Raw genomic sequence first — 23,659 nt, forward strand, 5'->3', positions numbered from 1 at the left:
GTATGAAAAAAGCACGTGTAATTTACAATCCAACTTCAGGTAAAGAGGCCACCAAACGCAGTTTAGCCGATATTTTACAAGTTTTGGAGCAAGCGGGTTTTGAAGCAAGTGCTTTTGCTACAACCCCTGAACCAAATTCAGCAAAAAATGAAGCTACCCGGGCTGCCAAAGCTGGCTTTGACTTAATTGTTGCCGCCGGTGGTGACGGTACCATTAACGAAGTCGTTAACGGTATTGCCCCTTTAAAGAAACGTCCTAAAATGGCGATTATCCCGGCAGGAACTACAAACGACTACGCCAGAGCTTTAAAAATTCCTCGTGACAATCTAAAAGCTGCCGCTGAAGTCATTTTGAAAAAACAAACGATTAAAATGGATATTGGTCAAGCCAGAGAAAATTATTTTATTAATATTGCTGCTGGTGGTCATTTGACTGAACTGACCTATGATGTTCCTTCTGAATTAAAAAGTATTTTTGGGTATTTAGCCTACTTAGCTAAAGGCGCAGAATTATTGCCCCGGGTAAAACCTATTAAAATGCATTTAAAATATGACGAAGGCGAATACAAAGGAAATGCTTCGATGTTTTTCTTGGCTTTAACGAACTCAGTTGGTGGCTTTGAACAAATTGCTCCCGATGCAAAATTGGATGATGGTAAGTTTTCACTAATCATTGTGAAGACTGCCAATATTTTTGAAATTGTCCATTTGGTGGCTTTAATGTTGAACGGTGGTAAGCATATCAATGACAAACGGATTATTTATACCAAAACAAGTCACTTAGAAGTGGATACAATTGGTGAAAAAAATCAACTGATGATTAATCTCGATGGCGAATATGGTGGCGATGCGCCCATGACGTTTGTCAATCATCATCATCATATCGAAATGTACGCCAATCTCGATGCGATTCCCGATGATGCCGTAGTGGGTTATGAAGAAGAGGAAGCGGAATACGAAGAAGTAAGTCGTGATTTTATTAAAGAAGTCGAAAAATTGACAGATGAAGATATTGATGGCGATGGCAAAATTGCCGATCAAAATGATAAGAAATAATTATAAACTCCACATTCATAAAGACGGATGTGGAGTTTTTGGTTGTATATGTCTAGCTTATGCCTTAGAATAAACAAGGATTGTTTTATGAAAAATCAGTCAGCAACCCAAGTGGTTGTTTTTTGTTCTAAATTTAGGAGGAACTATGAAAAAAACAGATCAAGTATATCCAGTAGAAAAAAATAATGTGTATGAAGTCAGCATTTCTGATTTAACCTATGAAGGAATGGGTGTGGCTAAAATTGACCATTATCCGTTATTTGTTGATAACGCTCTTCCTGGTGAAAAAGTTAATCTAAAAGTGATTAAAGTAGGCAAAAAATTTGGGATTGGTAAAGTTATTTCTTATTTGGAAAAAAGTCCAAAACGGGTAGATATTCCCAATGAAGATTTATTACGGACTGGTATTGCGCCTTTAAGTCACTTAGCATATGAAGAACAGTTACTCTTTAAACAAAAACAAGTTGAAACTGTTTTGCAAAAAATTGCTAAAATGCCCACTATTCCAGTACTACCTACAATTGGAATGGCAAAACCTGAAGGCTATCGTAATAAAGCTCAAATTCCTGTGCGCCGCAAAGATGGAAAGCTCCAAACCGGTTTTTATCGTAAGAATAGCCATGATTTGGTGGCAATTGAAGACTTCTATATCCAAGATCCAGCCATTGATGCCGCAATTATTAAAATTCGCGATATTTTAGAACGATTTAATGTAAAGGCCTATAACGAACAACAACACGAAGGTTTATTGCGTCATATTGTAATTCGACAAGGCCATTATTCTCGTCAAATGATGGTAGTGTTGGTAACATTGCGCAATAAGTTCTTTAAAGGTGAAGAAATTGCGGCCCAAATCCACAAAGAACTCCCCGCAGTTGTTAGTGTCATGCAAAATGTTAATACAGAAAAAACCAACGTTATTTTAGGGGAACACGAAAAAGTTCTTTATGGGACAGATTATATTGAAGATACATTATTGGGAAAAACTTTCCGTATCTCTGCCAAGTCTTTTTATCAAGTCAATACAGAGCAAACCGAAGTTCTATATGAAACTGCTTTTGAAATGGCTGCCTTACAACCTGACGATGTAGTGATTGATGCCTACGCTGGGATAGGGACTATTGGTTTATCCGTTGCAGATCGTGTCAAACACGTTTATGGGATGGAATCAATCCCTGAAGCAGTAGCGGATGCCAAGAAAAATGCGAAATTAAATGAAATTGATAATGCGACTTACTTAGTAGGTGATGCGACCAAGGTAATGGGACAATGGTCAAAAGAAGAAATGCAGCCAGCTGTTATCTTTGTCGATCCACCACGAAAAGGCTTAACGACTGATTTTATTAACGCGGCTTGTGATATGAAGCCAGAAAAAATTATTTATATTTCATGTAACCCAGGGACAATGGCCCGTGATCTGGTTGATTTTAAGGCTAAAGGGTATACGTGTAAAAAAATCCAGCCAGTTGACTTATTCCCACAAACTACACATGTTGAAACGGTAGGACTATTAACAAAGGATTAATCCTTTGTGTCTTTTACTGGCTGAGAGAGTTGTTAAATTGAATAAAAAGTTTTGCGTTGCACGGGAAATTACAACAAAGACGTCTCTTTTTAGAGGCGTCTTTGTTGTATACGAGAATATAAATGATAATCTCGCGAAAATTTTAGCATTGATAAGTTATTAGAGACTTAAAATACATTTTATGCATTAATCTTTTAAAGAATATACATCCTATATTCAAAGCTAAAAAAACAAGAAAATTAGTAAGGGTGATATAATAATAGTGTGGTCATCTATGGTACAAATGCGGGGGCCAATAATCGTGAAATTACGTTCTATTTGGTACCCCCAGATGGTATTGTGGCAAAAGAAAAGCGTGTTTTTCAAGTAATGGCAGATGGAATGTTCTATCAATTAGAATACCCAAAAGAAAATTGGTGACAAGATTACCAGAAAGAAGAATAGGTTTTAATCATTTAGAGAAGCGTGAGAGTTGATTCAAATAAGCAAGTACATAAGAAAATACTCTTATGATTAAAATAATAGGCTAGTTATATGTTTGATTGTTTAAATTTGTACTTCAAACGAGTTTAATTATGCTGTATTAGTCGATTCTATTCGTTCTTTTGATTAGAATTGTCACTGATATAAAAAGGAGATATGGAAAATGGAACAATACCCACAAGCTTTAACAATCGCAGGCTCTGATAGTGATGGATCTGCTGGTATGCAGGCGGATTTACATACATTTTTTGCCAGAAAGGTGTATGGTGCTTCTGTCATTACGGCTTGTGTAGCAGGTAATTCCTATGGTATTCAAGCAAGTATTACATTACCTACAACATTTATTGATAAAGAATTTGAATTATTGGCCGCAGATTACAAGATTAGAGCGAGTAAAACGGGAATGCTGGCAAACTCTGAATTAATCAAAACTGTCGCTAAAAACTATCGCTTATATGATTTTGGACCGTTAGTCGTAGATCCTGTAATTGTAACCAAACACGGTAATATGCTCATTGAAGAAGATGCGCTAGCAACTTTGAAAGAAGAATTACTTCCTTTAGCTACGGTTTTAACCCCCAATTTTTACGAAGCAGAAAAATTAACTGGGATAACGTTAAAAGAGGAACAGGATTTTGTCACAGCCGCAGCTGTTTTACAAAAAATGGGTGCTAAAAATATAGTAATAAAAGGTGCTCATCAAAGTGAAAAGCAAAAAAATGTTGCTGATTACGTGTTGTTAGAAACAGGTGAGAGTCATTGGTTAAAAGCGCCCTATCACAAAACAGATCGGATTAATGGTACTGGCGATTCCTTATCAGCTTGTATTGCCGCTGAGTTGGCAAAAGGTACCGATGTCTTAACCGCTGTGAAAATTGCCAAAAAATTTGTTAATCATGCTATTGCAGAAGAATTGATTATTGGCCACAAATTTGGCCCCATTAATCATTGGGCAGGTAATAATTTTGAATTAGCATAAGCGTTGTGGATTAAAAATAAGAGTAAAAGCCTGATTACAAGCTTATACTCTTGTTTTTAGTTTAAATCGAATCGTTACTAACTAAGCACAGTTTAAAGTCCATAGTTTTCAATTGAAAGAATGTAGAAAATATTTTTCTGCAAAACAGATAATTTTAGTGTATCATCTTTGATAAATAAAGAAATGAGTGGTATATTAACTCTTGTTAGTGATACAGTTTTTCAAGGAGATGTAACACAGTGAGTAAAAAAGGTGCAGAAATCATTGTTAATAGTTTAGAAAATCATAACGTACCATTTATTTTTGGAATTCCAGGTGCCAAAATTGATGGTGTTTTTGATACATTAGCCGATCATGGCCCCAAATTAATTCTTGCTCGTCATGAACAAAATGCGGCTTTTATGGCTCAAGCAATTGGTCGTTTAACAGGGGAGCCGGGTGTGGTAATTGCTACTAGTGGTCCAGGGGCAAGTAATTTAGCTACAGGATTAGTCACAGCGACAGCTGAAGGTGATCCCGTTTTAGCTTTGGCCGGTCAAGTAAAACGTGCAGATTTATCAAAATTAACCCACCAAAGTATGAATAATGCAGCATTATTTGCACCCATTACTAAATATAGTTCTGAAATACAAGATCCTAATACTCTTTCAGAAAATATTGCCAATGCTTATCGCATCGCAAAAACAGCTAAAAAAGGCGCAAGTTTTTTATCTATCCCGCAAGATGTTACTGATGGAAAGGTTAACGGAGCAGCGATTAAACCTTTGGCAACGCCAAAACTAGGGGCTGCTTCTGATGCAGATATTAATGAATTAGTAAAACGTATCAAAGAAGCAAAATTACCCACTCTATTAGTAGGCATGCGAGCTTCTGGTAAAAAAGAAACAGCTGCGATTCGACTACTGGTTGAAAAAACTGGCATCCCTGTTGTGGAAACTTTTCAAGGTGCTGGTATTATTTCTAGAAAATTAGAAGAACACTTTTTTGGCCGTGTGGGATTATTCCGCAACCAACCAGGGGACATGTTGTTAAAACGTAGTGATTTAGTAGTAGCGGTGGGATATGATCCAATTGAGTACGAAGCTAGAAACTGGAACGCAGAAAAAGATGCGCGCATTGTTGTCATCGATGAAGTACCAATGGAAATTGATCAATATATGCAACCAGAAGTAGAACTAATTGGTAATATTGAAAAAACAATTGAAAAGTTAAGTGAAGCCATTGAAAATTATCATTTATCAACAGACGCTAACCATTACTTAGCGACTTTACAAGCAAAATTGAGCCATAATACGCAAGAACATCCAATCAAACAAGGAAAGGTTCATCCTTTGGAAATTATTGACACTTTACAAAAAAATGTTTCAGATGAAATGACTGTTACTGTGGATGTAGGTAGCCATTATATTTGGATGGCGCGTCATTTCCGTAGTTATGAACCAAGACATTTATTGTTTAGTAATGGGATGCAAACATTAGGCGTTGCTCTTCCATGGGCGATTTCAGCTGCATTGGTACGACCAAATACGCAAATTTTCTCTATTTCAGGAGATGGTGGCTTTTTATTTTCTGCTCAAGAATTAGAAACAGCAGTGCGTTTAAAACAAAAAATTATCCATCTTATTTGGAACGATGGAAGTTACAATATGGTGGAATTCCAAGAAGAAATGAAATATGATCGTTCATCTGGTGTGCATTTTGGTTCTGTTGATTTTGTGAAATATGCTGAGGCTTTCGGTGCCAAAGGCTTACGAGCTACTTCAAAATCAGAGTTAGAAAAAGCAATCCAAGAAGGTTTGGCTACAGATGGTCCGGTAATAATTGATATACCCGTTGATTACGCAGATAACAAAGAATTAGGCAAGACAATTTTACCCGATCAATTTTATTAGATTTTAGATATTTACGTGGTTTATGTATTTCATAAACGAATTCTATGTTTTTCTAAAGTCAAAATAGGAGAGGATTTAATATGACTGTGAAAACGACAAGTTATCTTTATCAACATGGGACCTTAGGTGGTCTAATGCAAGATTTAATGGATGGAACAGAAAAAATTGGCACGCTGTCCAAGTATGGCGATTTTGGATTGGGAACATTAGAAGGTTCCAATGGCGAAGTCATTTTTTTAGACGGTACAATTTATCATGCTGATGAAACAGGAAAAATTAATCGATTGACAGGAGAAGAATTAACGCCTTATGCAGCAGTTACGCAATTTGAATCGGATCGTAATTTTTTTGTTGCTGCTAGTGATGATGATGCTTTGAAAACAGAAATTTTGCAAAAGATTAGTCATAATTTATTTGCTGCGATTAAAATTCACGGGACATTTACGCACATGCATGTACGCGTAGCTCCCAAACAAGTGAAGCCATATCCGCGCTTTGTAGAAATAGCGCGCAATCAACCTGAGTTTGAAGCAACTAACATAACAGGAACGATTGTTGGATTTTTCACGCCCGAATTATTTCACGGGGCTGCTGCCGCGGGTTTTCATCTACATTTTATTAGTGATGACCATAAATTTGGTGGACATGTACTAGATTTTACAATAGCCAAAGGAAAAGTAGAACTAATGGAATTAGCGGAGTTCAGACAACATTTTCCTACCGAAAATCCGGACTATTTAGAAAAAGAAATCGAAATTTCAAAAATAGCTAACGACATTAAAGAAGCTGAATAAAAAGTAATAGTTAAGATATTGGATTTCATATTAATTTTGAAAAAGGGATGAGTAATGAAAAGACTTTAGAAAAACGATTAATAATTTGTTTTTCTAAAGTTTTTTTAGTATCACTATTTTAATGGATGGACTACTATCTTTTGATCCGATAAATTATCGTCTTGTAGACTATAGTCAAGATATTGTTGTAAAAAAGGAGAATATTTTTTTAAGTTATCATAGGCTTCGGATTCTTTTATAGCTGCTATTTGGTTTGAAGAATAGTTATCATTACCAGTAAAATAGTTATAATTAACTTTTGCAACTAACTTTGCTGCAGGGGCTAAAATTTCTTCATCTCTAACATTTTGCTCCAATAGTTGTTGATAAGCTAGCCTTTCACCATCTTTTATAAAAAGATTCTTTAAATAGGTATTGTGATGACGCAGGTTTTGACCAGTTTTTTTATTTTCTTTTGCCCATGTCTGGACATTAACTTGTTTACGCTTATAAATAATTTGATTATCTTGTAGTTGTAATTCGCCATAACTATGATCTGCAATTGCAAATGAACTCGTAACAACTTCTATGATTGCCGTTTGTCCAGTCGGATCTTTCATGATGTCTTGAGCATGAATATGGCCAGAAAACACGATGGGAACGTGGTATTTAGCAAAAAGTTTTTTTACGATTTTGTCATTTGATAGAACATATCCTTTATAAATAAGGGGATTATGTTTAAACAAATTGTGATGCATAAAAACAATGGGGATTTTATGATTGTTTTCGGTGGTTTTTAACGTCTCTTCAAGCCAAGCGAGCGTAGCTTCTTTTACTTGTCCACCAGTATGTGGTTGGGCACGACTATTCTGAATCGGATATTCATTTGTGTCTAAAAAAATGAAATCATAAGTTTTGTTAATATTTACCGCATAACTTAATGAAGCAGAATCCGTATCAAAAGCCATTTTATACCCATCAGGAAAAAACTGTTTAAAGTCTGCCGGTGAAACTTGATCGATACGCTCTTTTTTATCTTCTTGATACTTTCTAGCCCAACCGTCATAAATATCATGATTACCCGGGATGGCCAAAACGGGAATATCATTAGTTCTTAATGGAGAAAAAATTTGTGCCATTTCTTTGGCACTTTGCCTTTCACCGTTTAAGGTTAAGTCACCCGTTAATATAATGGCTGCAGGTCGCTCTTTTTTTGCCTTTGCGACAAATGCGCTTAATGATGCTACTTGATAATCCAGATCTTTTCCGGCCGCTGTTTTTTTGATAAACTGAAATTCTTTTCCGTCGTCGTGAAGTGACGGGGCAATAAAGTGAATATCTGTAGCTATCCAAAAGGTATCATTAGTCGATAAACTTTTTGCGAATTTTTCATTTTCTTGGCAGCCAACTAAAAAGAAGCTAGTACCTAACAGCAAAAATAGTAGTATTTTTTTCATTATTCTCACTCCCGCAGTTTATGATAGCACAAAGAAGAAATACAAGTTGAAATTTTTCTTGCAAATTACCGCTTGATTTAAAACGATATGAAATCTTTTTAAAAACTTTACGCTAATATTGGGCTTTTATAAGGGAGGAATAAAGATTAGATTTATTTTAGTGATTACTTTTGAAAATAATGTCCGATTTGCTTTCAATAGAAGCTTCTTGTATAATCAGTAGGCACTGTGTGGAATACACAGCAAGTTGTAAAAGAATAGGTAATTAGTAGCAGGTTGAGCTAATCAAGGAGAAAAAATGAATACAAAAGAAAAGATGCTAGAATTAATTAAGAAAAAACAAGGTGGCGGACGCGTAAAAGAAATGCAAGCCCCAAAAAACGATCGCAAGAATATGCGCAAGGGACCCAAAATTTATAATAAATAGCTTAAAAAGTGTACTTTCTCATTGAGAAAGTACACTTTTTTATTGCCACTAATTAGATGGCCTCTGGATCTATGTTTTGTTTAGCTGCTTTTATTACTTGTCAGACTCTGAATTTGTTACTTTACGAAAGATTAAATTAACAGAAATTTCAATGTAGTGCATTTATAAAAAAAGTTCACTATCATAATAATATGTAAACTAAAAGGATATCGCAATTTATTAATTAAAAGGTTAAAAAACCGCCTTTGAATGAAGAAATCATTCTAGGCGGTCAAAATGAAATGTTGTTTTTCAAATTTTAATTTGCTAAATAGGAAGAAAAGAACGCTAATGTTTGAGGTAATGCCAATTCCCAATAACCTTCACCGTGGACTGTTCCAGAGATTAGTTTTACATCACTGGGAACGTCAACATCAGCAAGTGCCTGCTGTAACTTTAAGACACCGCTAATTGGAACTAATTCATGTAATGAATTCGCTAAAAATATAGGGCCACTTTTTGAACTGACTCGGGTTAGTGGGGTAGCCGATTTTAATAGGTTTAAATCATTACGTACATAATTTAAAATAAACCATTTATAAAATTGGTCATTATTGCCATCTTGATCAATTTCTCGACTTTCATGGGCATCAAAATGTTGTTCTTTATTCATTACTGCTTTTACTTCAGGATGTTGTGTCACCCAATCATACATATCGATAATTCCTGACCATGATGCAGTAGGAATGCCTTTTTGCAAAGCCAATTCAACAGCTAAATTGCCACCGGCAGAAGCGCCTAACGCAAAAATTGGCATATTAGCTGCCAATGTATTTTTTTTCGTCCAAGCGTATGCATTGAAAACATCCGTCAGAGCACTAGGGTAAAGATCAGCAGGAGCAAGGCGATAATTGGGGGTGACGACAAAGAAACCTTCATTGACAAATTTTTCAGCTAGGAAACTTTCTTTTTCTTTATCCCCACGAAACCAACCACCACCATGAATTAGTAATAGGGTTGCTTTTGGTTTTGTATCTGGTGCATAGGTATCTAGTTTTAAATCATTGCCGCTATCATAAATGATATCTTGAGTAATTTTCATCGTCATCACTCCTAAATCAGATTGTTGGGATCATCAGGCTGTAGTGACATAATTTGATCAATTGTTTTTCGTAATGTCTGTTGTGCTTGTTCGTATTGGGGCAATTGATCCCCAAATTTTTCATTGAATTCAGCTAAACCATTACTAGCAAATGCCATTTCATATTGATAAACAGCATCATACTGAGCTGTAAAATCTTTTAGCAAATCCATCTGATTGCCGGCAAGTTGCAATGCCATTTGAGTTACCCGAAAATCCGTATAGGCGAGTTCAAATTGGACTGCCCAAGCCCGCATAAATTCATGTTGATTTTTAATATGCAAAAAGTGGTACTCTATTGTCCAAGCTAAATTTTTTAAAGAGCCTTGAATGTCTAACATGCAAACATCTCCTATTTCTTACTCTAATTTCAAGAAAATTCCTTTGTCTTGCATTGCCTTTACAAATTTTGCTACCGTATCCGTTCGATTCCAATCCCGCTGGAATTCACAAGCTAATTGGGCGAAGGTGGTCATTTTAGCACCCGCTTGTTCAACACGGTGAAGTGCCATTTCGTGTGCGATTTTACTCGTCCCGCCAACAGCATCAACAACAGGATAAACCTCATAGCCTTCTTTTAATGCATCCAAAGTAGGGAAGGTTAGGCAGGCTTCTGTCCACAACGCAGCAATAATAATTTTCTTTTTACCAGTGGACTTCACCGCATCATTAAATTCCCGATCTTCCCACGCATTGATAGAGGTACGATCATAACTTGGCAAATCTTTTACCAGTTCCTTTAACTGAGGAATAGTATCTTTGTTGCGTCCAGTTGCCACATTAACCGTTGACACAATCGTGGGAACATTGTAAGCACGCATTAACGCAGTTAAATTTGTAATACTTTCAACCAGTTCATGGCGGTTCATCGAATTAATCGAGTTGACTTGAGTTGGTTGGTAGTCAATTAAAACAAAAACACCATTGTCGGGGGAAAGTAGTTCATCTTTTTGGGGATTTCGTGGTTCATAACTTGTCATAGTAAAATGCCTCCTTTATTTAGCGCAATATTTTGCTCTTAAAATCAATATACTGCCGTTTTTTAAATAAGGAAAGTAATCTGACTCCTCAAAAGAGATCGCTTACATTTTTGGAATAAATCGTTTAGATAAACGTGAGATAAAGCAACTGTTGTTTAAGAAAACTCTATTTTAATCTCATCAAATTCAGCTATACAAATATTTAAAGAAAAAAACACCTCGCTTGGGAGGTGTTTAAACGGAATTTTAGAAGGGAAAAACCATGTTGTGACTAAAAAAGATACAAGTTACAAAATTTGATCTATTTGTATTGGTGGTAAGTGTTCCGTGAATCTTGATGGTAAGGAGAGAATTTGCGAATACTTTGACGATATTTTTTTTCATCCCATAAGGCAAACCAGATTAAAAAAGGGGGAACAAAAATTAAAGCGGCTAAAGCAACACCATAGTGACTCATGACAAAGCTAACGATTATACCTAAAATGATTAAAGAAATATTGCGAATTGTATTCATCCTTTTCACCTCAATTAAAATATACGAACAAATGTTTGTATATTGATTATACGAAAGTATGTTCGGTTTGTAAAGAAAAAAATAAATCTTCGAATTTTTCGAAGATTTATCAGTTTAAAGTAAATCACGATATAGTCCCACAACTAACCCTAGAATTTTAACATTGGGTAAAATAATTGGCTCCATATAATCATTTTCAGGTTGTAATCGAATGTAATTATTTTCTTTAAAGAATCTTTTACAAGTAGCTTCGTCCTCTTCAGTCATGGCGATAACAATATCGCCATTGCTTGCAGCAGCTTGTTTTCGAACAATAACTTGATCGCCATCTAAGATCCCTGCGTTAATCATACTTTCACCACGAATTGTTAGCATGAATAAAGAGCCGCTATCATTTAATAGATGAGGTGGAATAGGGAAGAAATCGGATGCCTCTTCGACAGCTAAGATGGGTTCGCCGGCTGTCACGACCCCGAGCATTGGGATTGTTTCAGGTTGAGCACCGATTTTTTCTAATCCCGTTTCAGTTAACTCAATTGCACGTGGTTTAGTAGGATCGCGTAAAATCAAACCTTTCTTTTCTAAACGGGAAAGATGACCGTGAACGGTTGATGTAGAAGATAATGAAACTGCCTCGCCGATTTCCCGAACTGTAGGGGGATAACCTTTTTGAGAGACACGATCATGAATAAATTTCAAAATTTCAATTTGGCGATTTTCTGTGCGTTTAGCCATACTGCACCTTCTTTCTTTCGATAGTTTTAGTGTAGCATAAAGCCTAAAACAATTCAAACAGATGTTCGTATGTAGTTAGTGGTTGTCACAAAGTATTTTTTTAGCTAAGATAAAGAAGAATATTAGCTAGAAGAAGTTTAAGTCATAGGTATAAAGGAGATTACAAAATGCTATCAGAGGAAAAATTAGCACGAATTAATGAACTCGCAAAAAAGAAAAAAGAAACCGGCTTAACAGATGCGGAAGTAAGGGAACAAAAAAATTTGCGTGAGGAGTATTTAAAAGCTTTTCGTTCTGGCATGCGGCATCATATTGAAGGGATGAAGGTTGTGGATCCAAAGGGAAATGATGTGACACCAGAGAAGCTGAAACAAATTCAAAAAGAAAAAGGCTTGCACAATCGCGATTGATATTTAATTGCTTTTCAAGCGATAATCCTTTACAATAAGGATGTAAATAATAAAGGTAAAAAAAACCTAAAAACTGGAGGAAGCACAATTGTTTGATAAAATCGATGAATTGAGCGTTAACACCTTACGTACTTTAAGTATTGAAGCAATCCAATCTGCAAATTCTGGTCACCCTGGCTTACCAATGGGGGCTGCACCAATGGCATATGCCCTTTGGACCAAGCATTTGAAAATTAATCCTGCGACTTCTCGTAACTGGGCAGATCGCGATCGGTTTGTTTTATCTGCCGGTCACGGCTCAGCTTTACTCTATAGTTTATTACATTGTGCAGGGTATAACGTAACAGTCGATGACTTGAAAAATTTTCGTCAATGGGGCAGTAAAACCCCGGGACATCCTGAAGTCAACCACACGGATGGTGTTGAAGCGACGACAGGTCCTTTAGGTCAAGGTATTGCAATGGCTGTAGGAATGGCCATGAGTGAAGCCCATTTAGCCGCAACTTATAATCGTGATGGTTTTAATGTGATGGATCATTATACTTACGCACTTTGTGGCGATGGCGATTTAATGGAAGGTGTTTCACAAGAAGCTGCTTCAATGGCAGGTCACATGAAGTTAGGTAAACTAGTTGTTTTATACGATTCAAATGATATTTCTTTGGATGGTCCGACTTCCAAAGCCTTCACTGAAAATGTTGGTCAACGGTTTGAAGCCTATGGCTGGCAACATATTTTAGTCAAAGATGGCAATGATATACAGGCAATTTCAGACGCCATTGAAAAAGCCAAAGAAAATCTAAATCAACCTACCTTGATTGAAGTAAAAACAATTATTGGTTTCGGTGCACCAAATGAAGGAACAAATAAAGTTCATGGAGCTCCTCTTGGCATAGATGGCATTGCTGCTGCCAAAGAAGCCTATGGCTGGGAATATCCTGATTTTACTGTTCCAGAACAAGCAGCTGCCCGCTTCAAAGAAGCTATTAATAACCGTGGTGAAAAAGCCGAAGACGCTTGGAATGAAATGTTTGCAGAATATAGCCAAAGCTATCCCGAATTAGCCGCTCAATTTAAAGCCGCTTTTGCAGGCGAACTTCCTGATAATTGGGACAGCGAATTACCAGTCTATGAAGAAGGCTCGGCACAAGCAAGTCGTGTATCAAGTAAAGAAATGATTCAAGCGTTATCAAAAGCCGTACCATCTTTGTGGGGTGGTTCAGCTGATTTATCATCTTCAAATAATACAATGGTAGCTGCAGAAAAAGATTTTGAACCAGGCCAATATGAAGGCCGTAACATTTGGTTTGGTGTAAGAGAATTTGCCATGGCAGCGGCAATGAATGGTATTCAATTACATGGTGGTACCCGCGTGTACGGCGGAACATTCTTTGTCTTTACTGACTACTTGCGTCCAGCTTTAAGATTATCTGCCATCCAAAATGCACCTGTAGTTTATGTTTTAACCCATGATTCTGTAGCTGTTGGTGAAGATGGACCAACCCATGAACCAATTGAACAATTAGCGAGTGTTCGTTGTATTCCAAATGTTCAAGTTATTCGTCCAGCAGATGGGAATGAAACAAGAGCCGCATGGAAAATTGCTATGTCTACTAGTGACAAACCAACTGTTTTAGTCTTAAGTCGTCAGAATTTACCAGTTTTACCTGGTACGAAAGAAAATGCTGATGCAAATGTAGCAAAAGGGGGGTATGTCGTTTCGCCACAACAAGGACAAAAACCTGATGGGATTTTACTTGCTACTGGTTCAGAAGTAGACTTGGCGGTCAAAGCACAAGCGGAATTACAAAAAAATGGCAAAGATGTTTCAGTTGTATCTTTACCAAGTTTTGACTTGTTTGAAGCACAAAGTCCTGAATATAAAGAAAGCGTACTGCCAAGTGCTGTAACCAAGCGAGTAGCTGTAGAGGCTGCATCACCGTTTGGTTGGGAACGATATACTGGTTTTGCCGGTAAAGTAATTGCAATTGATCACTTTGGCGCATCTGCACCTGGGGAAAAAGTTCTAAACGAATTTGGCTTTACTGTGGAAAATGTGGTCGATACGTACAACTCTTTATGATTAACTATTAAAAGACTCTTTGCAGTTGCTTTTTTACAAAGTAGACTGCAAAGAGTCTTTTGTTTTGCCTCGAAAAAACATTGAGTTAACAACAAAGACATTTAAAAATCTTTTGGAATGTTTCGTATATTAAATATTTGTTACAAGGATAGAATTGTTTGATTAGCAAAAAAATTCAAGCTATAATACATATACTTAGTTATCTTTATAATTATCTTAATTTTATATAAGTTTTTCAGGAGGAAGAAAATGGTAGAGTATTGTACCCGTAGTGAAAGACATCAAAAAAAGCAAGTTGCTTTTAGCTATCGTTTCGATAGTAAAAAAGCTCTGTCCGCGGTGGGAGTTGGGTTGGTTTGCGCTCCTGGCGTGATGGCGTTATTGCCGACACAAGCCACACAAGCCGCAGAATTACAAAGTCAAAGCGTAGACAGCACTACTTCTTTAATTAATCAAATTGGTTCATCCGCTGCGCAAATTGCACAACAAAATGATTTATATGCTTCTGTCATGATTGCGCAGGCAATTTTAGAAAGTGGCAATGGTTCTTCTATACTTGCTCAAGCGCCATATTATAATTTATTTGGTGTAAAAGGGGCTTATAATGGACAATCTGTTACTTTTCCAACGCAAGAATATTTAAACGGACAATGGGTAACTATGAACGAACCTTTTCGCCAGTACAATTCTTATTGGGAATCTTTAGCAGATCATGCGTATGTTTTACGTAGTACAAGCTTCGCAACGGGAATGCCACATTATGCAGGTGCTTGGAAGAGCAATACCAATAGTTACCTAGATGCCACAGCTTATCTAACTGGACGCTACGCGACTGATCCAACCTATAATCAAAAATTGAATTATCTCATTTCGGCGTATAATCTAACACAATATGATACGCCAGCTTCTAATTACGTTCAAACAAATTATGATACTGTCAGTCAAACTGCGGATGTTAATAATGAAACTGTTTCTGAAGCGACAACTACTACTTCACAAGGACAAGCAACCGGAAATGTCTATACTGTTGTATCTGGCGATACACTTTGGGATATTGCAGCAAAATATGGTACAACTGTAGACCAGTTGATGGCAAATAATGGACTTGCTAGTGATACCATCATGGTAGGGCAACAATTAAATGTTTAAGGGTAAGACTGCCGTTTGAATCAAGCGGCAGTTTTTTTGAGACAAAATGTTCGCACAAGTAGCACAATTTCGTTATTATACTACATAAGTACAGTTGTTTTTTTCTAGTATTTATAAGGAGGAATTCGCATGAGTGAAATTTATCAATCTGTTTTAGATTTGGTTGGCCATACGCCTATTGTGAAGTTAAATCATTTGGTTTCTGACAATGATGCAGAGTTATATGTAAAACTTGAATTTTTCAATCCAGGAAGTAGTGTGAAAGATCGAATTGCATTAAGTATGATTGAAAAAGCCGAGAAAGCAGGGTCTTTAAAACAAGGAGGCACAATCATTGAACCAACTTCAGGAAATACCGGGATTGGTTTAGCAATGGTTGGTGCGTCAAAAGGATACAATGTTATCTTAGTGATGCCAGACACAATGAGTGTTGAACGCCGTAAATTAATGCAAGCTTATGGCGCTAAATTAATTTTGACCCCTGGTTCAGAAGGAATCACCGGTTCGATTAAGCGTGCTGAAAAAGAAGCAAAAGAAAATGGCTATTTCTTGCCATTACAATTTGAAAATCCAGCTAATCCTGAAATTCATGAAAAGACAACTGGTAAAGAAATTGTTGATGCTTTTGGTGTTGGCGGATTAGATGCTTTTGTAGCTGGTATCGGAACTGGTGGTACAATTACAGGAGCTGGCCATGAATTACGCCGTGTTTATCCAGAAATTAAAATTTATGGTGTTGAGCCTGCTGAATCGGCTGTCTTAGAAGGCGGAAAACCAGGACCTCATAAAATTCAAGGAATAGGCACTGGTTTTGTTCCAGATACTTTGGATACCAAGGTGTACGATGAAGCTGTTGCTGTTTCAAGCGATGATGCTATTGCTACAGCGCGTAAAATGGGAACTGAAGAAGGAATTTTAGTTGGGATTTCATCAGGAGCTGCAATTAAAGCTGCAATTGATGTAGCTAAACAACTTGGTAAAGGCAAAAAGGTTTTAGCCATTGTTCCTGATAATGGCGAACGCTACTTATCGACGGTTCTTTATCAGTTTGACGAAGAATAAGCAAAATAATTAATCAATTCTAACAAGCTTTCTAGTGATTTAGAAGGCTTGTTTTATTTTGTTTTACATTTTTAACAACGAGTTAAAGTTAAACAGATGCTTTTCTTTTTGGGTATCTCATAGTATTATTACGATATATTAAAAAGATAAAGAGGAGGGAATTAGATGGAAGAGCGACTTAGTATTGATGAAGTAATTGCCAAGTTAAAAAAAGATAATATTCGTGTTACACCCCAACGCCAAGCAATTTTAGACTATTTGATTGGGCATCATTCCCATCCCACTGCCGATGAAATTTATCATGCTTTATCTCCATCGTTTCCTAGTATGAGCGTTGCTACTGTTTATAATAATTTACGCTTGTTTACCGAGATTGGTCTGGTGCAAGAAATGAATTATGGGGATGCTTCTAGTCGCTTTGATTTTGCGGTTAAACCTCATTACCATGCTATTTGTACAAATTGCGGCAAGGTAGTTGATTTCTTTTATCCATCGTTAGAGGACGTGGAAATTGCTGCCAGTCAATTAACTGGGTTTGAGATTAACGCGCATCGTTTAGAAGTTTATGGTCTATGTCCAGATTGTCAGAAAAAGGAGAAATAAAATGAAAAATGTTGAAACAAATTTAGCACCAAAAGCTATCGGTCCGTATGTACAAGGGAAAATTGTAAATGGGTTCTTATTTGCTTCTGGTCAAATTCCTTTAAATCCACAAACTGGGGAAATGGTAGGGACAACAATTCAAGAACAAACAACGCAAGTCTTTGAAAACATTAAAGGTCTATTGAAAAGTTGCGACTTAACACTAGATGATGTGGTGAAGACAACTTGTTTTCTAAAAGATATCAATGATTTTACTGCTTTTAACAATATTTATGCTTCCTATTTTCAAAATTCCTTGCCTGCGCGCTCGGCATTGCAAGTGGGTGCGTTGCCAAAAGATGCAATGGTGGAAATTGAAATTATTGCTGTAGTAAAGTAGTTTTTTGAAGAATTTTACAAGTGAAGCCAGTCCAGCAATTTTTAGTTGGGTTGGCTTTTTTATGCGGTTCATTTGAAAATACGTTATACTAGTTAGGAGAAATGAGGGATACCATGTTAACTTTAGAAGATTATGTTGCAGCGGGACAGACAGTTGTCTCAAATCTTATTTTAGATCATTACCATGCATTGGGGATGGATAGTGATGAACTAGTTTTTTGGCTGCAATTATACCGGCATCACGAGCAAGGAGATCATTTTCCTGATTTAAATCAAATCGCCTCTGAGATGGGAGTAGACCAAAAAAAAGTTTTTGAGCTTTTGAATCAATTAGTTTTAAAACAAGTTATTAAGATCGAAACAGTAGTAGTGAGTAACAAGCAACAAGATCAATATTTATTTACCCCTATGTTCGAAAAAATTGCCCAGTTACTTGCCCAAACTAAAAATAACGACTCAGAAAAAAGTGAAAAAGAAGCTGTTGCACAATTGTTTCAACGTTTTCAACAAGAATTTGGACGTCCATTATCTTCTTTTGAATATGAACGTATTGCCCAATGGCTTGAAGAAGATCACTATACGCCGGAACTTATTACATTGGCTTTAAAAGAAGCTGTTTTAAATAACGCTCGAAGTTTACAATATATTGAAAGTATCTTATCTAGTTGGCATAACAAAAATATTCGCTCGCCTCACGACGTTGCAAATGAGAAAAATCGTTATCAAAAACAAAAACAAAAGCCTGCTGAAATAAAAGAGATTCCACCTATTTCTTTACATAATTGGTTAGAGGGGGATTGAAATTGTTAAATACTGAAAAAACGCGGTATGCGTTGAATATTATGGGGGAAATGTTCCCTAACGCACATGGAGAGCTGGTTTACGGAACGCCATTTCAGTTGTTAATTGCGGTTATCTTGAGCGCGCAAGCTACAGATGTTTCTGTTAACAAAGCAACGCCCGCTTTGTTTGCAGAATTTCCAACAGCTGATAAATTAGCGGCAGCGCCCCTTGATGAAATTATGGCTAAAATAAAAACGATTGGTTTATACCGTACAAAGGCAAAAAATATCAAGAACTGTGCCGCAATCATTGCAAAAGAATATGATGGAAAAGTGCCAAATAGTCGTACTATTTTGGAGTCTTTACCAGGCGTGGGCAGAAAAACGGCTAATGTTGTATTAGCAGAAGCGTACGGCGTTCCAGCGATTGCTGTAGATACGCACGTCGAACGTGTTTCCAAGCGATTGCGCATTTGTAAGTTAGATGCAACCGTTGGTGAAGTGGAAAAGACCTTAATGCGTAAATTACCCAAAGAAGAGTGGATTAAAGATCATCACCGCATGATTTTTTTTGGACGCTATCATTGCTTAGCGCGTAATCCTAAATGTGAAATTTGTCCGCTTTTAGATATTTGTCAAGAAGGAAAAGAGAGAATGAAAATAGGCAAAAAGAACCAGCCAGTATCGCACTAAGTGCGCCTGGCTGGTTCTTTGTTTGGAAAATTAATTATTATTTTCGCCTGCGCTAGCTGAGTTGCTTTCAGCTGGCCTACTATTGCTTTCTGCCGTTGATGAACTTTCCACTGGTGGTGTACTTGGTTCTGGTGTTGGAGCGCTACTACTGCTTTCTACTGGAGCAGAAGATGCTGTAGATTCTTCTACGCTAGAAGAAGTACTTGTTTCTGGTTGTTGTTCCAAACTAGAACTGGAACTTGGAGTGGTTGGCGCTTGATAAGAGGAACTTTGGGATTGCAGAGCTTGTTCATACTTATCACGCCAGTATAATTCGTTACCAACCTGGATTAAATCATCCGGAATTTTCCAATCATTGTTTTCGCCATTTTGGGCGACGTATTGCATCAATTCTCGATAAACATCAGAAGCAATCATGTTTGAATCGGGAGTAATAGGTGTTAAGTGTTTCTCGTAACCTGTCCAAACAGAAATTGCATATTGACGATTGTAGCCAACAAAAGTTACATCAGGAGAAATACCATCTGTAATACCGATTTTTTCTAAATCTTCATCTGAATAATTAGAAGTACCAGTTTTACCTGCTTGAATCAAACCATCGATCATGGCATTGGTTCCTGTTCCTTGTGTGATAACATCTTTTAAGATATCTGTAATCATATAGGCAGTTCCAGCTGACATTGCTTTTTTGCCTTCTGGTTTAAATTCATCAGAAGAGCCATCTTGATAGACAATTTTGTTAACATATTGTGGCTTATAATAGGTGCCCCCATTGGCAAAAGCAGCATAGGCAGCAGCCATTTTAAGAGAAGAAACACCGTATTTAGTGCCATCCTGAGCTGTATTACTAGAAATTGCATTGGATTGTACTAAATCTTTATATTGAATTCCCAAACCATTCAAGAATTTTGTAATATTTTCTTTCCCGGCATCATTAAATAGTTTAACAGCTGGAACATTTCTAGATTCATAAAGTGCAGTGCGTAAGGAGATATTCCCCATATATTGTTTGTCCCAGTTATTAACACTGATATTGGTTCCTTCGTATTTATAAGGCGCATCATCAATGCGTTTAGCTGTAGAGTAATTTAAATTTTCAAAAGCAGGGCCGTAGTCGGTGATTGGTTTTACAGTTGATCCAAAGTCCCGTGCGGTGCTAACAGCTTGGTTATTCCCAAACACCACATTATCCGGTACGTTACGCGCGCCAATTTGAGCTAAAACTTTTCCGGTGTTAACGTCAACCATTGTCGTTGCAACTTGCAATTTTTCATCTGGGTAGTTGACATATTTATTTGTGTTGACGATTTCGTATAACCGTTTTTGTGCGTTTAAATCTAAATTTGTGTGAATTTCAAGACCATCCGTATAAACATCTTTTCCGGTAGCATTTTTCACTTCTTCTATTACTTCTTTAACATAATTGTCCACTAGCTGTAGATTTTCACTGGATTTTTCTAAGTTTTTCAAGCCATCTTTAATTGGCTTTTTCACAGCTGCTTGATACTCGTTTTCAGTGATTTTATTATTTTCTTTCATTGTATAAAGAACAGTATCGCGACGTTCTTTAGCTGCCTCTGGATGTTGATAAGGGTCATAAGCATTTGGAGCTTGCGGCATTCCAGCTAAAAGGGCAGTTTGTGCCAAATCAAGATCTTTCAAATCTTTACCATAGTAAGTATCCGCAGCTGTTTCCATCCCGTATAAACCATTTGCCATATATACTTTGTTAATGTAATAGGTTAAAATTTCTTGTTTGGATTTTTCTTGTTCCAACTGTAATGCCAACCAAGCTTCTTGGGCTTTACGTTTTAACGTCTGATCTGATTTGTTTGTTGAAAAGTACGAAAGCTTAATTAATTGTTGTGTTAATGTACTTCCGCCTTGTAAGCCGCCTTTGGTAATGTTTGACAAAGCAGAACCGACAATGCGAATAGGGTCTACACCAATATGTTTGTAAAAACGCCGGTCTTCGACTGAAACAACAGCATCTTCTAGCAACTGGGGAACGTCTTGAGCAGAGATTTTTTTTCGATTTTCTGAACCTAAATCCGCAATAATATCGTTATTGCTTGCGTATATTACTGATGAAACCGACGCATCTAATTTGCTGTCTTCAATTTTGGGGGCGTCTTTAGCATAAAACCAAAACAATCCCATCCCTGAAAGTAGCGCGATACAACCAACAATAAAAAAACCGATTAAACATTTTAAGATAATGGATCCAGCGGAATTTTTTGTTTTCTTTTTCATTTTCTTAGGATTTTTTTGCGGAGCATTATTCCCGTTATGACGGGATGCTCGTGATGGTGTGTCATTTCCCATTTTTGTTTGACTCCTTTAAAACATATTTTTCTACTGCCTCTAAGTATGGAATTCTGGGGGCAATTTTTGGTGAAATTTCAATTCCAAGTTCTTCAATAAGTGAAAGGGGAATTGATTTTTTTCCATTCTTCTGCTGCTTCCACAATGAGATTAAATTTTTACTATCTAAAAAAAAGCAACGATGTAAGCTAGAAAACCATAATAAAACAAAACAAATCCCATTTTGGGCTAAACAAGCTTCCATGTGCCGAATTTGATGATCATGGAAATTTTTAAAAGGAAAAGATGCTTTATTTTTTGTTTCTTTCGCCTCAAAATCAAGATACAAACCACGGTATACACCATTATAATCGGTGGTAGAAGCTTCTTTAAAATAAGCTTCTTTAATAACTGCGGCACTGCGTTTGGGATAATCTACGTTGACGATTTGAATCGGAGTTGGTTTTTTATGGACAACTGCCTGATTATGGGTTAAGTAATAAAGATTACTTTCATTAATCGCTTCTTCAAACCGCATACCGCGATTACTAAAACTGACTGTTTCTTGAGTTTTTTTCATTGATTGTTTATGCTTAGCAGGTAGCGCAGCTTGATAAACTTGACCGTTGGGATACTTTAAAACCATATGTGTCACACTCCTACCGGTGTATTATACCAAAAAGCCAAAAGGAAAGAAAAGGTATCGTTATGGAAACTATAAAAACATTATTATTAACAGGTTATCGTAGTTATGAATTAGGTGTTTTTCAAGAGAAAGACCCCAAAATCACAATTATTAAGAAAGCAATAAAAAATAATCTGCGTCAATATACCGAAGCAGGACTAGAGTGGGTAATCGTCGGAGGAAATTTAGGGGTCGAAATGTGGGGGGCTGAGGTAATTAGTCAGCTGAAATTGGATTATCCTCAACTCCATTTAGGTGTTGTGTTTCCTTTTGCCGAATTTGGTGAGCAGTGGAATGAAGGCAACCAAGAAAAACTGCTTCGCTTAAAACAAGAAGCAGATTACGTTGACTCAGTCAGCCATAAAGCTTACCAGAATCCGCAACAATTACAAAATCATACAAATTTTTTATTGCAACATTCAGACGGTCTTTTAGCAGTTTTTGATCCGGAATTCCCGGGAAAACCGAAATATTTGCTTGATGCTGCCTACAAAGTTGCACAAAATAACGAATATCTCATTGACCTAATTACAATGGATGATTTACAAAATACCTTCTACGAATGATTTTTGTTGCTTTCTAGCTTATTTTTGATAGAATGTTTTAAGAGAGTTTCTAAAAATAAATGAGGTGTATGAATTAATGGCGAATTTAAACTTTAGTCCAAAAGACATTTTGCAACAAGAATTCAAAACAAAAATGCGTGGTTATGATCCCGTTGAAGTTGATGAGTTTTTAGATAACGTAATTAAAGACTATGAAGCATATAACAAAGAAATTTTAGCTTTACAAGAAGAAAATGATCGCTTGCAGGCTAAATTGAGCCAACAAGCGACGAATCCGGCTCCTACACCGAGTCGCGTCCAAACAGAAGTACCTAAAAGTCAAACAGTAACAAATTTTGATATTTTAAAACGTCTATCTAATTTGGAAAAAGAAGTATTTGGTAAAAAATTAGATCAAGATGCTGCTGATCATAGCGAAGTAACCACTCGGGTATCTCAAGCGTTGAACAGTAATTATACCAACGATGAAAATAGCGATGACAATGAACGGACACGTCGTTTCTAATTTTAATTGAAGCTCTGTGATTTTCGGGTAATCGCGGTCTAGCAATAGGCTGAGGAAAGTCCATGCTCGCACAAGCTGCGATGCTTGTAGTGTTCGTGCCTGGCGAAACCATAAGCCAGGGTACTATTTTAGTAACGGCAGGAAAAATTCCTAAGGCGTAAGCTATGGATCAGTATCCTTGAAAGTGCCACAGTGACGAAGCGTTAAAGGAAACTTTAACGGTGGAACGCGGTAAACCCCTCGAGCGAGCAACCCAAACAATGGTAGGGGCACTTCTTTGACGGAATCAAACGAATACAAGAAGGTATCTTTATGATGCAGATAGATGATTACCCCGTGGTTTTTGACCCTGAAAAAACTACGGACAGAACATGGCTTATAGAAAATCACAGGATTCAGGGCTTATTTTAGAAGTAAATTAAAAGCTGGACAAGTGGGTTCGGCTTTTTTTCTTTGCAATCATTTGCATTCAAGTGATTGTCGTGTTTCAATACATTTA

General features: G+C 36.8%; 25 protein-coding genes and 1 other RNA gene. 18 read left to right on the forward strand and 8 right to left on the reverse strand.

What is annotated here, in order from left to right:
* Nucleotides 1–2 precede the first annotated feature (2 nt).
* From RK01_RS03715 to budA, 6 genes are all read left to right on the forward strand, one after another.
* On the forward strand, nucleotides 3–1,055 hold the full coding sequence (locus tag RK01_RS03715) for a diacylglycerol kinase (RefSeq protein ID WP_016171939.1): 1,053 nt from the start codon (nucleotides 3–5) through the stop codon (nucleotides 1,053–1,055).
* 145 nt (nucleotides 1,056–1,200) lie between these two features.
* Complete coding sequence (gene rlmD, locus RK01_RS03720; protein WP_016171940.1) at nucleotides 1,201–2,580, forward strand: 23S rRNA (uracil(1939)-C(5))-methyltransferase RlmD; 1,380 nt, start codon at nucleotides 1,201–1,203, stop codon at nucleotides 2,578–2,580.
* Between the two features lie 264 nt (nucleotides 2,581–2,844).
* The gene (locus RK01_RS13605; RefSeq protein WP_155855679.1) at nucleotides 2,845–3,000 is read left to right on the forward strand and encodes a hypothetical protein; all 156 of its coding nucleotides are present in this window, start codon (nucleotides 2,845–2,847) and stop codon (nucleotides 2,998–3,000) included.
* Between the two features lie 226 nt (nucleotides 3,001–3,226).
* On the forward strand, nucleotides 3,227–4,042 hold the full coding sequence (gene thiD, locus RK01_RS03725) for a bifunctional hydroxymethylpyrimidine kinase/phosphomethylpyrimidine kinase (RefSeq protein ID WP_016171941.1): 816 nt from the start codon (nucleotides 3,227–3,229) through the stop codon (nucleotides 4,040–4,042).
* Between the two features lie 239 nt (nucleotides 4,043–4,281).
* Entirely contained in the window at nucleotides 4,282–5,934 is a 1,653-nt protein-coding gene (gene alsS, locus RK01_RS03730; protein WP_016171942.1) for an acetolactate synthase AlsS, read from the forward strand.
* A gap of 80 nt (nucleotides 5,935–6,014) precedes the next feature.
* A complete protein-coding gene (gene budA, locus RK01_RS03735) occupies nucleotides 6,015–6,728 on the forward strand; it encodes an acetolactate decarboxylase (protein WP_016171943.1) in 714 nt (237 codons plus the stop codon).
* A gap of 113 nt (nucleotides 6,729–6,841) precedes the next feature.
* On the opposite strand, the gene RK01_RS03740 is transcribed toward budA, so the two are convergent.
* Nucleotides 6,842–8,164, reverse strand: a complete 1,323-nt coding sequence (locus RK01_RS03740; protein WP_016171944.1) for a metallophosphoesterase — start codon at nucleotides 8,162–8,164, stop codon at nucleotides 6,842–6,844.
* 298 nt (nucleotides 8,165–8,462) lie between these two features.
* Here RK01_RS03740 and RK01_RS13990 point away from each other — a divergent pair, with 298 nt between their 5' ends.
* The gene (locus RK01_RS13990) at nucleotides 8,463–8,591 is read left to right on the forward strand and encodes a hypothetical protein (RefSeq protein WP_016171945.1); all 129 of its coding nucleotides are present in this window, start codon (nucleotides 8,463–8,465) and stop codon (nucleotides 8,589–8,591) included.
* A gap of 298 nt (nucleotides 8,592–8,889) precedes the next feature.
* On the opposite strand, the gene RK01_RS03750 is transcribed toward RK01_RS13990, so the two are convergent.
* The 5 genes from RK01_RS03750 to lexA all read right to left on the reverse strand — a co-directional run bounded on the left by RK01_RS03750 (nucleotide 8,890) and on the right by lexA (nucleotide 11,940).
* Complete coding sequence (locus RK01_RS03750; RefSeq protein WP_016171946.1) at nucleotides 8,890–9,672, reverse strand: alpha/beta hydrolase; 783 nt, start codon at nucleotides 9,670–9,672, stop codon at nucleotides 8,890–8,892.
* An 11-nt stretch (nucleotides 9,673–9,683) separates the two neighbouring features.
* Nucleotides 9,684–10,052, reverse strand: a complete 369-nt coding sequence (locus RK01_RS03755) for a hypothetical protein (RefSeq protein WP_016171947.1) — start codon at nucleotides 10,050–10,052, stop codon at nucleotides 9,684–9,686.
* An 18-nt stretch (nucleotides 10,053–10,070) separates the two neighbouring features.
* On the reverse strand, nucleotides 10,071–10,691 hold the full coding sequence (locus RK01_RS03760) for a hydrolase (protein ID WP_016171948.1): 621 nt from the start codon (nucleotides 10,689–10,691) through the stop codon (nucleotides 10,071–10,073).
* A gap of 301 nt (nucleotides 10,692–10,992) precedes the next feature.
* Entirely contained in the window at nucleotides 10,993–11,205 is a 213-nt protein-coding gene (locus RK01_RS03765; protein WP_016171949.1) for a hypothetical protein, read from the reverse strand.
* 114 nt (nucleotides 11,206–11,319) lie between these two features.
* Nucleotides 11,320–11,940: a transcriptional repressor LexA gene (gene lexA, locus RK01_RS03770; RefSeq protein WP_016171950.1), complete on the reverse strand. Its 621-nt coding sequence runs from the start codon at nucleotides 11,938–11,940 to the stop codon at nucleotides 11,320–11,322.
* 167 nt (nucleotides 11,941–12,107) lie between these two features.
* Here lexA and RK01_RS03775 point away from each other — a divergent pair, with 167 nt between their 5' ends.
* From RK01_RS03775 to nth, 8 genes are all read left to right on the forward strand, one after another.
* Nucleotides 12,108–12,350 (forward strand): DUF896 family protein, encoded by a 243-nt coding sequence (locus tag RK01_RS03775; protein ID WP_016171951.1) that lies wholly within the window; start codon nucleotides 12,108–12,110, stop codon nucleotides 12,348–12,350.
* Nucleotides 12,351–12,438: 88 nt separating this feature from the next.
* The gene (gene tkt, locus RK01_RS03780) at nucleotides 12,439–14,433 is read left to right on the forward strand and encodes a transketolase (protein WP_016171952.1); all 1,995 of its coding nucleotides are present in this window, start codon (nucleotides 12,439–12,441) and stop codon (nucleotides 14,431–14,433) included.
* Nucleotides 14,434–14,682: 249 nt separating this feature from the next.
* Nucleotides 14,683–15,582 (forward strand): glucosaminidase domain-containing protein, encoded by a 900-nt coding sequence (locus RK01_RS03785; RefSeq protein WP_016171953.1) that lies wholly within the window; start codon nucleotides 14,683–14,685, stop codon nucleotides 15,580–15,582.
* Nucleotides 15,583–15,711: 129 nt separating this feature from the next.
* Nucleotides 15,712–16,644 carry a cysteine synthase A gene (cysK, locus tag RK01_RS03790; protein ID WP_016171954.1) on the forward strand — a complete coding sequence of 311 codons (933 nt, stop codon included), beginning with the start codon at nucleotides 15,712–15,714 and terminating at the stop codon, nucleotides 16,642–16,644.
* Nucleotides 16,645–16,809: 165 nt separating this feature from the next.
* Complete coding sequence (locus RK01_RS03795; protein WP_016171955.1) at nucleotides 16,810–17,247, forward strand: Fur family transcriptional regulator; 438 nt, start codon at nucleotides 16,810–16,812, stop codon at nucleotides 17,245–17,247.
* A gap of 1 nt (nucleotide 17,248) precedes the next feature.
* The gene (locus tag RK01_RS03800) at nucleotides 17,249–17,626 is read left to right on the forward strand and encodes a RidA family protein (RefSeq protein WP_016171956.1); all 378 of its coding nucleotides are present in this window, start codon (nucleotides 17,249–17,251) and stop codon (nucleotides 17,624–17,626) included.
* Between the two features lie 113 nt (nucleotides 17,627–17,739).
* Nucleotides 17,740–18,426, forward strand: a complete 687-nt coding sequence (locus tag RK01_RS03805) for a DnaD domain-containing protein (RefSeq protein WP_016171957.1) — start codon at nucleotides 17,740–17,742, stop codon at nucleotides 18,424–18,426.
* A 2-nt stretch (nucleotides 18,427–18,428) separates the two neighbouring features.
* Nucleotides 18,429–19,100: an endonuclease III gene (gene nth / locus RK01_RS03810; RefSeq protein WP_016171958.1), complete on the forward strand. Its 672-nt coding sequence runs from the start codon at nucleotides 18,429–18,431 to the stop codon at nucleotides 19,098–19,100.
* Nucleotides 19,101–19,130: 30 nt separating this feature from the next.
* Here nth and RK01_RS03815 read toward each other — a convergent pair whose 3' ends face one another.
* Nucleotides 19,131–21,425 (reverse strand): PBP1A family penicillin-binding protein, encoded by a 2,295-nt coding sequence (locus tag RK01_RS03815; RefSeq protein ID WP_016171959.1) that lies wholly within the window; start codon nucleotides 21,423–21,425, stop codon nucleotides 19,131–19,133.
* A complete protein-coding gene (gene recU, locus RK01_RS03820; RefSeq protein WP_016171960.1) occupies nucleotides 21,415–22,050 on the reverse strand; it encodes a Holliday junction resolvase RecU in 636 nt (211 codons plus the stop codon). The genes RK01_RS03815 and recU overlap by 11 nt, the downstream gene beginning before the upstream one ends.
* Nucleotides 22,051–22,112: 62 nt before the next feature.
* Here recU and RK01_RS03825 point away from each other — a divergent pair, with 62 nt between their 5' ends.
* From RK01_RS03825 to rnpB, 3 genes are all read left to right on the forward strand, one after another.
* Nucleotides 22,113–22,655 carry an SLOG family protein gene (locus tag RK01_RS03825; RefSeq protein WP_016171961.1) on the forward strand — a complete coding sequence of 181 codons (543 nt, stop codon included), beginning with the start codon at nucleotides 22,113–22,115 and terminating at the stop codon, nucleotides 22,653–22,655.
* A 76-nt stretch (nucleotides 22,656–22,731) separates the two neighbouring features.
* Nucleotides 22,732–23,160 (forward strand): cell division regulator GpsB, encoded by a 429-nt coding sequence (gpsB, locus tag RK01_RS03830; RefSeq protein WP_016171962.1) that lies wholly within the window; start codon nucleotides 22,732–22,734, stop codon nucleotides 23,158–23,160.
* A gap of 19 nt (nucleotides 23,161–23,179) precedes the next feature.
* Nucleotides 23,180–23,544: RNase P RNA component class B (gene rnpB, locus RK01_RS13460), an RNA gene on the forward strand.
* Nucleotides 23,545–23,659 lie beyond the last annotated feature (115 nt).

It is taken from the genome of Enterococcus dispar ATCC 51266 (assembly GCF_000406945.1).
Classification (GTDB): domain Bacteria; phylum Bacillota; class Bacilli; order Lactobacillales; family Enterococcaceae; genus Enterococcus_C; species Enterococcus_C dispar.